This is a genomic window from Pseudomonas sp. GM17 (assembly GCF_000282175.2).
Classification (GTDB): domain Bacteria; phylum Pseudomonadota; class Gammaproteobacteria; order Pseudomonadales; family Pseudomonadaceae; genus Aquipseudomonas; species Aquipseudomonas chlororaphis.
Map to the genome: position 1 here is coordinate 4,255,551 of NZ_CP124732.1, position 13,110 is coordinate 4,268,660.

Sequence of the window (13,110 nt, forward strand, 5' to 3'; positions counted from 1 at the left end):
ACCCGGGTAGCGAGCATGAACATGCTGGAGTTGTCGCGGGGACCGGCCAGTGCCCTGCTGATGGTGGATTTCGGTCGCGAAAGAGGCTTCTCGCCTGCGCAATTACTGGCCGGTTCGGGCCTGTCGCTGGCCCGGCTGGCAGATCCCAACTTCGAGCTGTCATGCGCCCAGGAACTGCGCCTGATCAATAACCTGCTCAACCTGTCGGGACACCCGCAGGGGCTGGGCTATCAAGTGGGCGAGCGCTATCACTTCTCAACCTACGGGCTGTTCGGTTATGGCCTGATCAGCAGTGCGACCGCGGGTGACGCCTTGAAGCTGGCCCTGCGCTTCTTGCCGCTGACCTACGCGTTCACCCGGATCGCCTACCATGAGCAACCCCCGCTCGGCATCCTGACGTTCACCGAACCGGCGCTGACGGACGAGTCGCTCAGAGACTTTGTGATCGAACGCGACATGGCCGCCGCCGCGGTGCTGCTCAAGGAAATAGCTGGCCGCGAGTTCTCGCTGGCGGGTTTTACCCTGAAGAAGAAACGCCCGGCCGATCAGGCGGCGGCCAGTGCCGGCAATATTCTTGGCGTGCGCCCCGCCTACCTCGCCGACCACAACAGCCTGGCCTTCGATCGTTCGCTGCTGAGCCGCCCGCTCCCCCAGGCAAACACCGTCACCGTCGCGATGTGCGAGCAGATGTGCGCGCAATTGATGGAGCGCCGTAGCCCCCGCACGGGCACCGCCGAGCTGGTCCGCCAGTACCTGAACATCGCCCCCCTGGGCGTACCGCCAGACCTGCCGGGCATGGCCAGCCTGATCAATCTCAGCGAGCGGACCTTGAAACGACGCCTGCACGAGGAAGGCACCTGTTACCGGCACCTGCTGGAGCAGTCACGCAGCGCCGCGGCTCTGGAGTTGCTCGGCGACCCGACGCTGAAACTGACAGACATCGCCGAAAAGCTGGGCTACAGCGACCTGTCGAGTTTCTCCCAGACCTTCAAACGCTGGTACGGCGTATCCCCCAGAAGCTATCGCCACGCGTCCAAGGCCACTTAGGCAACAGACAGGTCGGACCTGACTGGAGAACGCCCTCGCCTACAACGTCAGGCTGCCCTCGATACAGGTCACCACCGAGCCGCCGATCCAGATTTCATCGCCGACCTGCTCGACCTGGATGCGCCCGGCCCGGCCCATGCTCAAACCCTGGCTGACCACATAGGACGCCGGCGCCAACCCCGCGCCCAGCAGCCATTGGGCGATGCCGGCGTTGAGGCTGCCGGTGGCCGGGTCTTCCGGCATGCCGTCGCCGGCGATAAAGGCCCGCACTTCGAACTGCGCCGCGTCGCCATCGTGCTCGGGGTTCCAGGGGGCGATCACTCCGACCGCAAGGCCCTTGAGCTGCGCATAGTCAGGTTGCAGCTCGAGCACCTGGCCGCGCTCGGCCAGCAGCACCGCCAGCCATCCGGCGCCGTTGTCCACCCATTGCGCGTCGACGATGGCGTCGGGCGCCAGCCTCAGGCCCTGGCGCACCTGCTCCAGCAATCCGTCATCGACCGGGCCGGACTTGAGCAAAGGCGGCGCGAGAAACGCCAGCTCGGCGCCGTTGCGGCGAATGCGCACCAGGCCGACCGCGCACTCCTGGACGATCTCCTCGCCCTTGGGCACGCCGCCGGCTTCCAGCCAGGCATGGCAGCTGCCGAGGGTCGGATGGCCGGCGAACGGCAGCTCCTGCAGGGTGGTGAAGATCCGCAGGCGATAGTCGGCCCGCGGGTCCCGGGGCTCGAGAATAAAGGTGGTTTCGCTGAGGTTGGTCCAGTTGGCGAATGCCGCCATGCGCGCGTCGCTCAACTCATCGGCGCCGAACACCACCGCCAGCGGGTTGCCCTTGAGTGGCTGGCTGCTGAAGACATCCACCTGCTTGAAATCGAATCGGCTCATTGCGGGTCCTTGTCTGAATGAACACGGCCAGGCCTGGAACCGGCCTGACCTGCAAAAAAGCATACCTGTAGCCGCTGGCGAAGCCTGCGATCGATGACGCAGTCATCGCCAAGGCGCTACACGTTGTGCCAGGAAGGACGCGTTGCCAGGTTCTACGACGACTGCGTCATCGATCGCAGCCTGCGGCAGCGGCTACAGGGTTACGGGATGTCAGACGGGCTTGGGGATTTCCAGGCCGCGGATCACCGCCGGGCGCGCGAGGAAACGCTCCAGCACACGCTGCACGTTGGGGAAGTCCTTGAAGCCCACCAGATCGCCCGCTTCATAGAAGCCGATCAGGTTGCGCACCCAGGGGAAGGTGGCGATATCGGCGATGGTGTAGCGCTCGCCCATGATCCAGTCGCGGCCTTGCAGGCGGCCCTCGAGCACGCTCAGCAGGCGGCGGGATTCGGCGACGTAGCGCTCGCGCGGACGCTTGTCCTCGTAGTCCTTGCCGGCGAATTTATTGAAGAAGCCCAGCTGGCCGAACATCGGGCCGATGCCGCCCATCTGGAACATCAGCCACTGAATGGTCTCGTAACGCGCCGCGGACTCCTGGGCCAGCAGTTGCCCGCTCTTGTCCGCCAGGTAGATCAGGATCGCCCCCGACTCGAACAGCGCCAGCGGCTGGTCGCCCGGGCCGTGGGGGTCGAGGATCGCCGGGATCTTGTTGTTCGGGTTCAGCGAGAGGAACTCGGGGGACATCTGGTCGTTGGTTTCGAAACTGACGCGATGGGGCTCGTAGGGCAGCCCGATCTCTTCGAGCATGATCGATACCTTGACGCCGTTGGGGGTCGGCAAGGAATACAGCTGAATCCAGTCGGCGTACTGCGCCGGCCATTTCTGGGTGATGGGGAATGCACAGAGATCAGTCATGACAGGCTTCCAATGACAGTCAGATGAAAGGCCGTGGCCCGGGGCCGGGCGCGACGGCGCTAGATTACAGGCATCGGTCCGCGGCGCGCATTCTTAAATTCGAAATATCCGGTGGTTAAGCTTCCCGGCAGCCAGACAGCGGTGCGGATAAAGTAACGGGCCACGCTCGCAGCCCCACGCCCGGATCGAACCAAAAGGCGTTCTGGGACTCTGAGCACTACCTACGGGTAGAACACACGTTCAACGACAGGGAAAACCACGCGAAGCGGGAGCTGGCTGTGGAAAGGTTTGTCAGCCTTAACCGATTGCGCTGAAGTACCGACAATCCATGAAGAATCTGCTGAGTTTCACCCAACGCCTGCAACGCCGGTCCTACGTGTTCTTCCCGGCGCTGCTGCTGACCAGTGCGCTGCTGCTGTCGCTGGAGTCCAGCGAAAGTCGCGCCCAGCCGGTGGACGGCACCCAGACCCTGGTCTTTTTGCGCCACGCGGAAAAACCCGCCGGCGGCCTCGGCCAGCTCAACTGCCAGGGCCTGAACCGCGCCATCGACCTGGCGTCTTTGCTGCCGGAAAAATTCGGCAAGGCCAATTACGTGTTCGCCGCCAACCCGACGCGCAATGTCGAGGAAGGCGAGCTCGACAACTCCTACAGCTACATCCGCCCGCTGATGACCATCAGCCCCAGTGCCATCAAGCTCGGCCTGCCGGTGAACATCGAGTTCTCGGCCAACGACACCAGCGAGCTGGCCGACGAGCTGCTGCATGACCGCTATCACAACTCGATCATCTACACCGCCTGGTCCCACGGCTACCTGCCGGAGCTGATCAACAAGGTGGCGCGCGAAGCCGTCGGCGAAAAACGCACCATCACCGACGACTGGGCCTCCAACGACTTCGACTCGCTCTACGTGCTGACCCTGACCTGGCACAACGGCAAGGCCACCCTCGACAGCCGCAGCTACAAGCAGGGCCTGGATAACGGCGAGGAAAACTGCCCGACCTGATGCGCCCGGCTCCTGTAGCCGCTGCCGAGCCCGCGAGGCTGCGACAGACCCGCAGGGTCTCCAGTCCCCCACGAGCGTGCCGCTCGATCGCAGCCTGCGGCAGCGGCTACAGCAAGTTCAGCACCGACCGGGCCGCTGCGCTAAGATTCGCGACCTAACGTCATTGCCCGGAATCACTGTTCATGTCCAGCCTTGCCCCTGCCAGCCCCGTCCGGGGCTGGTCGTTCTGGTGGAAACCCGCCCTGTTCGTCCTGGTGGCGTGCGTCGGCCTCTACTTCGTCAAGTGGTCGCCCTACTACGCCAAGGCCTTTATCGCCGCCGACAGCCACAGCATCGGCGCCTCGATCATCAACGACCAGCCCTCCTCGCCTCTGAACGCCGCCCTGGCCTACGCCCAGGTGTATTTCCTGGCGATCTGGAAGGCCGCGGTGCTGGCGGTGATCCTCGGTTCGCTGCTGCAAGTGCTGATTCCGCGGGACTGGCTGCTGCGCCTGTTCGGCCGCGCCGGTTTCGGCTCGACTCTGCGCGGCGGGCTGTTCGCCCTGCCGGGCATGATGTGTTCCTGCTGCGCCGCGCCCGTGGCGGCGAGCATGCGCCGGCAGAATGTCTCGGTGGGCGCGGCACTGGCCTTCTGGATCGCCAACCCGGTGCTCAACCCGGCGACGCTGGTGTTCATGGGCTTTGTCCTGGGCTGGGGTTTCACCGCGCTGCGGCTGGTGGCGGGCATCGTGCTAGTGCTGGGAGTGTCGCTGGTGGCCCAGCGCATCGCCCGTCCCGAGCAACTGCCGGAAGCGGCGGTGGAGGCCGTGGTCGAGGCCAGCACGGGCAATGAAGGTGCGTTCTTCAGCCGCTGGGCACGCAGCCTGTGGCAACTGTTCTGGAGCACCATTCCGATCTATGTGCTGGCGGTGCTGGTGCTGGGCGCGGCGCGGGTCTGGCTGTTCCCCCATGTCGAGGGCGCGATTGGCGACAGCCTGCTGTGGCTGGTGCCGCTGGCGATTGTCGGCACGCTGTTCGTGATTCCCACCGCCGCGGAAATCCCCATCGTGCAGACCATGATGACCCTGGGCATGGGCACCGGCCCGGCGGTGGCCTTGCTGATGACCCTGCCGAGCATCAGCCTGCCGTCGCTTTTGATGCTGCGCAAGGATTTCGACGCGCGGGTGCTGATGACCGTCGCCGGCCTGACCATGCTGATTGGCGTGGTGTGCGGGTTGATTGGCGCGGCGCTGTTGTAACCAGAAGTTCGATGGCGTCCGCCCGGACGCCATCGCGAGCAAGCTTCGCTCCTACAGAAGCATCTGCAGGAGCGGCCGGTCGATTGCCCGCGATGGGGCCAAAGGCCCCGCCCTTCTACCGACTCAACCGCGCTGACGAGCCCGTTCGCGCAAATACTCCAGCACCGCCGCCTGCTCGCCGACGAACTCGATGCGCGCGCCCTTGCTTTCGCGCTGGAAGGCATACATCGGGTCGTAATATTCCTTGAGCAAGCCTTCGATCCAGGCCCGGTGCAGGTCCACGCTGCCGCTGCGGGCCTGCTCGGCCAGGGCGGCCTCCAGCAGCTGGTACAGGCGCTGGTGACGCTCGCCCCCCAGGCGTTTGCGGATGTTGTTCAGGCTTTCCAGCAGGCGCTCGGAAAACCGCGCGAAACCGTCCTCGCCATGCACCGCGACGAACTCCGCGCACAGGTCGATCACGTAGTCGCGCAGGATCCGCTCGACTCGCCCCTCCAGGCCATCCTCCAGCCAGACCATCGGGAAACGCTGCATGCCCTGGTACAGCGGCAACGGCAAGGCGCAGCTGCCGATCATGCGGTTCTCGTCTTCCAGCACGAACCCGCCGATGCCGCGCTCGCGCTTTTTCAGGATGTCCACCGCCAGGCGGTTCTCGAAGTCGATGTTCGACGGCTGGCCGCTGGCGCGCTTGCCGAAACTGGAGCCGCGATGGTTGGCGTGGCCTTCCAGGTCCAGGCCGTTGGCCAGTTGGTTGAGCACCTCGGTCTTGCCGATGCCGGTCATGCCGCCGAGCAGGACAAAATCACACTCGGCCACCGCTCCTTCGAGGGTGTCGAGCAGGAAGGTACGCATGGCCTTGTAGCCGCCGCCGACCCGCGGGTAGTCGATGCCGGCCTCGTCCTTGAGCCACTGCTGGACGATCTGCGAACGCAGGCCGCCACGGAAGCAGTACAGGTAGCCATCGGGGTGGGCCCGGGCGAAGTCGGCCCAGGCCTGGATGCGCTCGGCCTTGATCGCCCCGGACACCAGCTGGTGCCCGAGGACGATCGCCGCCTGCTGGCCCTGCTGCTTGTAGCAGGTGCCGACCCGCTGCCGCTCGTGGTCGGTCATCAGCGGCAGGTTGACCACCCCGGGAAAGGCGCCCTTGCTGAATTCGACCGGCGCACGGGTATCCATCATCGGCCGGTCGTTGAGGAAGATTTCGCGGTAGTCGGTGATATCGATGGGCATCAGATCACCTCGACCGCGTTGCTCTGTCGTTCCACCAGCTCACCGATCGGCGCCAGTTCCAGGCCCAGTTCGGCGGCCAGCGCGAGGAAGGCCGCATTGCCTTCCGGGGTGACAGCGATCAACAGCCCGCCACTGGTCTGCGGGTCGCACAGCACCAGCTTGTGCAGGGCCTGGATACGCCCGAGCTTGTCGGCGTAGCTGTCGAAATTGCGCTGGGTGCCGCCCGGTATGCAGCCCTGGTCCAGGTAGTACTCGACCCCGGGCAGGCGCGGCACGCGATCGTAGTGAATGCGCGCGGTCAGGTTGCTGCCGTCGGCCATTTCCACCAGGTGCCCGAGCAGGCCGAAACCGGTGACGTCGGTCATCGCGGTCACGCCGTCGAGCTTGCCGAAGCGGCTGCCGGGCTTGTTCAGGGTGCACATCCAGTCGCGGGCCAGACCGACGTCGGCGCTGCGCAACTTGCCCTTCTTCTCGGCCGTGGTCAGCACGCCGATGCCCAGGGGCTTGGTCAGGTACAGCAGGCAACCGGCGGTGGCGGTGTCGTTGCGCTTCATATGGCGCTTTTCCACCAGGCCGGTCACGGCCAGGCCGAAGATCGGTTCCGGGGCGTCGATCGAGTGGCCACCGGCCAGGGGGATGCCGGCCGCGTCGCACACCGCGCGGCCGCCGCGAATCACCTCGCGGGCGATTTCCGGCGCCAGCACGCTCACTGGCCAGCCAAGGATGGCGATGGCCATCAACGGGTCGCCGCCCATGGCGTAGATGTCGCTGATGGCGTTGGTCGCGGCGATGCGCCCGAAGTCGAACGGGTCGTCGACGATCGGCATGAAAAAGTCGGTGGTCGAGACCACGCCGCGCTCTTCGTCGATGGCGTACACCGCCGCATCGTCGCGCGAAGCGTTGCCGACCCAGAGTTTCGGGTCGAGGTTCTGCGCGCCGCTGCCGGCCAGAATCACCTCCAGGACCTGGGGAGAAATCTTGCAACCGCAACCCGCGCCGTGGCTGTACTGGGTCAGGCGAATCGGCTCGCTCATGGGGCACCTCTGGAAGTCGTGGAGCGGCGATTCTAGCAGAGCGACCCGAGCAGAACGTCAAGCACCCTTTCCCTGCACTGCAGAACCAGCATCGAACGAACGCAGCCAGATAGTCAGCGAATACTCGACCCGAGGCCGCGAAGGTCGTTGATTGCCATCATCTCGATGATTGAACGAGGGCGCATCGGCCCTGTGCCAGGCGCCAGCGCCTTCGCCCTTTCTTCGCGCACAACGCCCAGGCGTAGTGCAACGTCCTGACCGAAAAGACAGCTTATGGGTAGGTTTCACCTTTATTTCAATCAGATACTTCAAGTTGGTACAGCATATGCAAACGTTTGCGAGGTCAGCCTTCGAGAGCTTTCGCCGCCAGTTCGGCCAGGCCGGGCCACTCGGGCTTCAGAACCGCACGAACAGGGATTTTCAATGCACGTACCTTTCACCCCCTCCGCGTCCCGCCACACCTTGGTTGTTTCCTTGCTACTAAGCGCCGTTACAGGACTACTCAGCGCTACCGCCCAGGCCGAGGAAAAAACCCTCGACGACTCGGCCCAGGGCGAGAGCCTGAGCCCCGCCGCCGCACCGGCGAAACCAGGCCCCTACCTGTCGGACTGGTACAACCAGGACCTGACTCTGATCGGCAGCAAGGACATCAGTTTCGGCCCGCAGCCGGCCGACGATATCTACCTGGAGTACGAGTACTTCGGTCGCAAGGGGCCGTTCGAGCTGTACGGCTACATCGACATCCCGAAGATCTTCAACATCGGCAACAGCCACGACAAAGGCGTGTGGGACCACGGCTCGCCGGTGTTCATGGAGCACGAGCCGCGGATCTCCATCGACTACCTGGCCGGACGCAGCCTGGCCATCGGCCCGTTCAAGGAGTGGTACGTGGCCTTCGACTGGATCTACGACCACGGCAGCAACAGCGCCAACCGCGCCAATACCCTGTACAGCGGCCTGGGCACCGACATCGACACCCATTCGCGGGTCAACCTGTCGGCCAACTTCTACGGGCGCTACCAGTGGGAAAATTACGGCGCCAGCAATGAATATTCCTGGGACGGCTACCGCGCCCAGCTCAAGTACATCGTGCCCATCGACAAGTTCAGCAACGGCGCGTCGCTGACCTATATCGGCTTCACCAACTTCGATTTCGGCTCGGACCTGCACAAGGACAACCCGGCCCGCACGGCCAACGCCACGGTGGCCACCAACGTATTGCTGTATTCCTTCACCCACCTGCGGTTCACCCTGGTCGGCCGTTACTTCCACAATGGCGGCAACTGGCAGGACGGCAGCGAGTTGAATTTCGGCGATGGCGATTTCCGCGCCCGGTCCAATGGCTGGGGTTACTACGCCGGCATCGGTTACCAGTTCTGATCACTCAAGCAATGGAGGCTTTCATGCACGCGATGACCCGTCTTTCCCTTTCCGTGGGCCTGGCCTGCGGCGTCCTGCTCGCTTCGACGGCCTGGGCCGCCGAGGCCCCGGCGACCCCGATCAAACCCAAGGTGATGCTGATCACCATGTTCGCCCCCGAGGCCCAGCACTGGATCGAGCGCCTGGAGCTGAAGCAGGAAGTGCGCGTACCCGGCCTGTCGGCGGAGTACCCGGCGATTCGTTGCAACACCAGGGACGTCTGCCTGCTGGTCACCGGCATGGGCCAGACCAACGCCGCGGCCTCGACCCTGGCACTGGCGCTGTCGCCGAAATTCGACCTGCGCAAAAGCTATTTCCTGGTCGCCGGGATCGCCGGCATCAGCCCTAAACACGGGACCATCGGCACCACTGCCTGGGCCCATTACCTGGTGGAATTCGGTACCCAGTGGGAACTGGATTCGCGGGACGCGCCCAAGGACTGGCCGACCGGCTACCTGGGCATCAATACCAAAGGCCCGAACGAGAAACCGCCGCTGGACTACAAGACCGAAGTCTTCGAACTCAACCCGAAACTCCAGGCCAAGGCCTTCGCCCTGTCGCGTCGGGTAAGCCTGAGCGAAAGCAAGGAATCGGCAGCCTGGCGCCTCAAGTACCCGGCGGCCCCGGCCAACCAGCCGCCGGTGGTGACCCAGTGCGACACCCTGGCGGGCAACACCTGGTTCTCCGGCACGCGCCTGAGCGAGCGGGCCGAGATCTGGACCCGCCTGCTGACCGACAACAAGGGCGAGTACTGCACCACCCAGCAGGAAGACAACTCGACCTACGAGGCCCTGCTGCGCGCCAGCCGCGAAGGCCGGGTGGACGTGCAGCGGCTGGCGGTGGTCCGCGCCGGCTCCGACTTCGACCGCCCCGAGCCAGGCGGCAGCGAGGTCGACAACCTGCTCAAGTACGCCGACCAGGGCGGTTTCGTCCCGGCCCTGGAAAACCTCTATCGCACCGGCAACCCGCTGGTGCAGGACATCCTGAAGAACTGGTCGGCGTGGGAGAGAGGCGTGCCGGAGGCGTAAACCAACCTGTAGCCGCTGCCGCAGGCTGCGATCGACCCGAAGGGGCGTGGCGATCTTGCGATTGCCGAGGTCCTGCGGACCTATCGCAGCCTGCGGCAGCGGCTACACAAAGCCGTGCCAGCCTGCCGATTCAGGCAGGTTGGCCACCCTTACGGCAGCAGAATCACCTTCTCGCCGCTGCCCTTGTTCACCTCGTGATAACGCTCGACGCCCTGCTCCAGCGGCGATTCGAACAGCCCCTGCGGCAACGGCAACAGCCCCTCATCGAAGAACCGGCCGAACTGCTCGAGCATGGCCGCGCAGGCCTGCACGCCGTACAGCAACGAGTTGATCCCGACCACCGAACCGCCCTTGCGATACAGGCCCAGGGCCGGCAGTTGCACATGACCGTCCACCGGCGCGGCGATGATGGCGATCCGGCCGAACGGCGCCAGGGCCGCGACCGAGGCCGGCAGCCAGAAACCGGTGGTGTCGAAGATCACCTCGGCGCCGCCGGCGAACACCTCGTTGACCTGCGCCCCGAGGTCTTCCGGCTGGTCCAGCTGCAAGGCCTGGAACCCCTGCGCCTGCAAGGCCTTGACCTGCTCCGGGCGCCGAGCGGCGGCCAGCACCCGGGCTCCGCGAACCTTCGCCAGGGCCAGGGCGGCGCTGCCTACCGCCCCACCGCCAATCACCAGCAAAGTGGTGCCGGCGCTTACCCCACTGCGTTCCAGGGCATCCCAGGCAGTGGTGTAAGGCACGCCCAGGCTGGCGGCCTGGGCGAAGCTCAGCTGCGCCGGCTTGTGCGCCACGCCCTTGGCCGACAGCGCCACGTACTGGGCATGGGAGCCGTCCGCATAGAACCCCAGCTCCTTGCCGGTGCCCCAGACCTCCTGCCCCACCCACTCCTGCGGCCCCTCCACCACCACCCCGGCAAAGTCTCGCCCGGGAATGCGCGGCACGGTGGTGTAGGGAAAACGCCCGAGCACGTTTTTCACGTCGCTGGGGTTGAGGCCGGCGGCCTTGATCCGCACTAATACCTGATCAGCGGCCGGCACCGGGGTCGGCACCTCGACGTAGTGCAGCGACGAGAGATCGCCGGTCTTGGAAAATTGCAGGGCGTGCATAAGCACCTCCATAAACAGGAATACATAAAAGAATCGAAAGGCCTCAGGACAACCAGTTGCTCACCAGTTGCCGGCCCATGGGCCACAGCTGTTCGCCGGCAAGCATGCCGAGCAGCCCGACCAGGGCGATGGCCGGCGGCGCCGGCGAGCGAAAATTCAGCGCGCCATAAAGCAGGCCGACGCCGAGGCCGATGGCCAGGGAGATGAGGTAATGCATGACGAACTCCAGGCAGTGCGCCGCGCCAGAGCGGCGACGATTGGGCATGCCGGGAGTCTAGGGAACGCCGAACCGGGCAACCGGCCAAGCACTTCAGGATTTCGGCCAATCTGTGGGTGGGCGCCGTGGCGGCCTGGTTGGTTGGCGATGCCGATACTGTGGTGTGCCAGACAGGACGCTATCGCGAGCAAGCTTCGCTCCTACGGGATTGCAGCGCACACACAATGGATGCCTGTCCGCAAAGCCCCGTAGCCGCTGCCGAGCCGCGCGAGGCTGCGATCGACTGCGCAGCAGGCGCAAAACCTGAGAATGCAGTGGGTCTGGGTAAACGCGGTGGCCCGGTCGCAGCCTCGCAGAGCTCGGCAGCGGCTACAGGGATGACAGGCACTCAGGCGCGGGCTTCCCCGGCCGCGTATTGCGACGGGGCCAGCCCCAGCTCGCGGCGGAACATGTCGCTGAAGCTGCCGGGGGAATACCCCAGCTCACGGGCGATAGTGCTCACCGGCACACCCTGGATCAGCTCGGCGGCGGCCGTAGCCAGCTGCACCTGGCGGCGCCACTCGGCGAAGCCCATGCCCAAACTGTCCTTGAACAGCCGCGCCAGGGTGCGCACGCTGGCGCCCGCCGCCTCGGCGTGGCGTTCGAAGGGAATGTCCAGGGAAGGCGCGGCCATCACCGCCTGGCAGAGGCTGATCAGGCGCCGGTCGGAACTGTCCGGCAGGACGATCTTCAGCTGCGAGCGCCGGGCGCGCTTGAGCTCCAGCAGGGCCAGACCCACCAGCGCGTCGTAGTACTCCGGCTGCGGCGCGCCGTCATGCTCCACCAGGCGCACGATCAGCTCGCGCAGCAGGTTGTCCACCTGCAACACCTGCACCTGGCTGTCGAGGGTCGCCGCCAGGCACGGGCGCAGATAGATATTGCGCATCTGCAGGTCGGTGACCACGCGGATCCCGTGGGGCACGCCCGGTGGCAGCCACACCGCCCGTTGCGGCGGCACCACCAGCGCCTCGTTCGGCGTCTCGACCCACATCACCCCGCTCATGGCGTACAGCAACTGCCCCCAGGCGTGTTCGTGGGGCTCGATGAACAGGCCACGCGGATAGGTGCGTGCCAGGGGTTGCACCGGTACGTCGGTGTCGCTGAGGTCGGGAGGTGCGGCAAGGGCCATGGCCGGGCATCGTCGTCAAGCAGGGGGGCCCATGGTAACCCCGCCGATCCGCCTGGAAAACCGCGAGAAAACATCCGAACGGGCGCCACAGCGACAGGCAATAACCCGTTCGAATGCTTGCCCGGCCACCGCCCGACCGCTGATACCCTTGCTCGACAATCCGAGTGAATTTTTCCCTGCCCGCGCGGGTCACTAAACCATCACAGGGAGGATTGATAGCTTTATGAACAACGCAAAACTTTTCGTCATCGAATACACCCTGCACGGCACCCCCAAGTCCTTCATCATCCGCTCGGAGAAGATGGACAACGCCGAGGCGTGGCACTGGGCAAGCTGCGACGCCGGTGTCGGCCGCATCGGCCGCTTTGGCCTGGAACGGGTGAAAAAGACCAGCAAGCCCCTGGCGGAAAAATTCGGTATCGAAAACGTCACCTGGCGACCGTCGACCTGAGCCAAGCGAGGTCGATGCCTTGTGCGGCGTGCGCTGCCAAAGCCGCCGGCCAGCCGCCTTGCCAGCGAAAACGGTACCTGCACCCGCGCAATTGAAAGTGGAGCCACGACAGGCTCCACTGTTTTTTTCGCCCCGCCACTGTTGCAGCACGTCAGTGATGCGCGCCCTTGGCGCAATCGCAGCCTTCGGTAGAAGCGCAGGGTTCGCCGTTGGCGTGGTGGCTGGCGCAGGCCTGGCAGCAGTAGTGCTTGCCGTGACGCACGATGGCATGGGCGCCGACCTTGCAGGTGCAGCCCGGACAGGCACAAGTCTCGTTGGACATAAGGTGACTCCTTTGTGGTGGTCGTCGACGACGCGGATGTTGCCGCGTCTCTA

At 65.2% G+C, this 13,110-nt stretch carries 14 protein-coding genes; 6 read left to right on the plus strand and 8 right to left on the minus strand.

The window, feature by feature from the left end; genetic code table 11:
• Nucleotides 1–15: 15 nt before the first annotated feature.
• The gene (locus PMI20_RS19120; RefSeq protein ID WP_037036263.1) at nt 16–1,047 is read left to right on the plus strand and encodes an AraC family transcriptional regulator; all 1,032 of its coding nucleotides are present in this window, start codon (nt 16–18) and stop codon (nt 1,045–1,047) included.
• A gap of 39 nt (nt 1,048–1,086) precedes the next feature.
• Here PMI20_RS19120 and PMI20_RS19125 read toward each other — a convergent pair whose 3' ends face one another.
• Nucleotides 1,087–1,929 (minus strand): PhzF family phenazine biosynthesis protein, encoded by an 843-nt coding sequence (locus PMI20_RS19125; protein ID WP_007932612.1) that lies wholly within the window; start codon nt 1,927–1,929, stop codon nt 1,087–1,089.
• A 210-nt stretch (nt 1,930–2,139) separates the two neighbouring features.
• Nucleotides 2,140–2,844: a glutathione S-transferase family protein gene (locus tag PMI20_RS19130; protein WP_007932611.1), complete on the minus strand. Its 705-nt coding sequence runs from the start codon at nt 2,842–2,844 to the stop codon at nt 2,140–2,142.
• Between the two features lie 328 nt (nt 2,845–3,172).
• Here PMI20_RS19130 and PMI20_RS19135 point away from each other — a divergent pair, with 328 nt between their 5' ends.
• Nucleotides 3,173–3,847, plus strand: coding sequence for a hypothetical protein (locus PMI20_RS19135; protein ID WP_007932610.1), 675 nt, complete (start codon nt 3,173–3,175; stop codon nt 3,845–3,847).
• Between the two features lie 182 nt (nt 3,848–4,029).
• Nucleotides 4,030–5,085: a permease gene (locus PMI20_RS19140; protein WP_007932609.1), complete on the plus strand. Its 1,056-nt coding sequence runs from the start codon at nt 4,030–4,032 to the stop codon at nt 5,083–5,085.
• A gap of 123 nt (nt 5,086–5,208) precedes the next feature.
• Here the strand turns inward: PMI20_RS19140 and mnmH are convergent, their stop codons facing one another.
• Both mnmH and selD read right to left on the minus strand, forming a co-directional pair.
• The gene (gene mnmH / locus PMI20_RS19145) at nt 5,209–6,312 is read right to left on the minus strand and encodes a tRNA 2-selenouridine(34) synthase MnmH (protein ID WP_007932608.1); all 1,104 of its coding nucleotides are present in this window, start codon (nt 6,310–6,312) and stop codon (nt 5,209–5,211) included.
• Nucleotides 6,312–7,346, minus strand: a complete 1,035-nt coding sequence (gene selD, locus PMI20_RS19150; protein ID WP_007932607.1) for a selenide, water dikinase SelD — start codon at nt 7,344–7,346, stop codon at nt 6,312–6,314. The genes mnmH and selD overlap by 1 nt, the downstream gene beginning before the upstream one ends.
• A 423-nt stretch (nt 7,347–7,769) precedes the next feature.
• Here selD and PMI20_RS19155 point away from each other — a divergent pair, with 423 nt between their 5' ends.
• Together PMI20_RS19155 and PMI20_RS19160 are read left to right on the plus strand one after the other, a co-directional pair.
• Nucleotides 7,770–8,726: a nucleoside-specific channel-forming protein Tsx gene (locus PMI20_RS19155; RefSeq protein ID WP_007932606.1), complete on the plus strand. Its 957-nt coding sequence runs from the start codon at nt 7,770–7,772 to the stop codon at nt 8,724–8,726.
• A 23-nt stretch (nt 8,727–8,749) separates the two neighbouring features.
• Nucleotides 8,750–9,793: a purine-nucleoside phosphorylase gene (locus PMI20_RS19160; protein ID WP_007932605.1), complete on the plus strand. Its 1,044-nt coding sequence runs from the start codon at nt 8,750–8,752 to the stop codon at nt 9,791–9,793.
• A gap of 149 nt (nt 9,794–9,942) precedes the next feature.
• Here the strand turns inward: PMI20_RS19160 and PMI20_RS19165 are convergent, their stop codons facing one another.
• The 3 genes from PMI20_RS19165 to PMI20_RS19175 all read right to left on the minus strand — a co-directional run bounded on the left by PMI20_RS19165 (nt 9,943) and on the right by PMI20_RS19175 (nt 12,284).
• Nucleotides 9,943–10,899, minus strand: coding sequence for a quinone oxidoreductase family protein (locus PMI20_RS19165; RefSeq protein ID WP_007930749.1), 957 nt, complete (start codon nt 10,897–10,899; stop codon nt 9,943–9,945).
• Nucleotides 10,900–10,942: 43 nt separating this feature from the next.
• A complete protein-coding gene (locus tag PMI20_RS19170) occupies nt 10,943–11,116 on the minus strand; it encodes a DUF1427 family protein (RefSeq protein WP_007930748.1) in 174 nt (57 codons plus the stop codon).
• Between the two features lie 388 nt (nt 11,117–11,504).
• Nucleotides 11,505–12,284 (minus strand): AraC family transcriptional regulator, encoded by a 780-nt coding sequence (locus PMI20_RS19175; protein WP_007930747.1) that lies wholly within the window; start codon nt 12,282–12,284, stop codon nt 11,505–11,507.
• 223 nt (nt 12,285–12,507) lie between these two features.
• Between PMI20_RS19175 and PMI20_RS19180 the strand changes: the two genes are divergently transcribed.
• On the plus strand, nt 12,508–12,735 hold the full coding sequence (locus PMI20_RS19180) for a DUF6555 family protein (RefSeq protein WP_007930743.1): 228 nt from the start codon (nt 12,508–12,510) through the stop codon (nt 12,733–12,735).
• Nucleotides 12,736–12,886: 151 nt separating this feature from the next.
• On the opposite strand, the gene PMI20_RS19185 is transcribed toward PMI20_RS19180, so the two are convergent.
• Nucleotides 12,887–13,057 carry a metallothionein gene (locus tag PMI20_RS19185; protein WP_007930741.1) on the minus strand — a complete coding sequence of 57 codons (171 nt, stop codon included), beginning with the start codon at nt 13,055–13,057 and terminating at the stop codon, nt 12,887–12,889.
• Nucleotides 13,058–13,110: the final 53 nt, after the last annotated feature.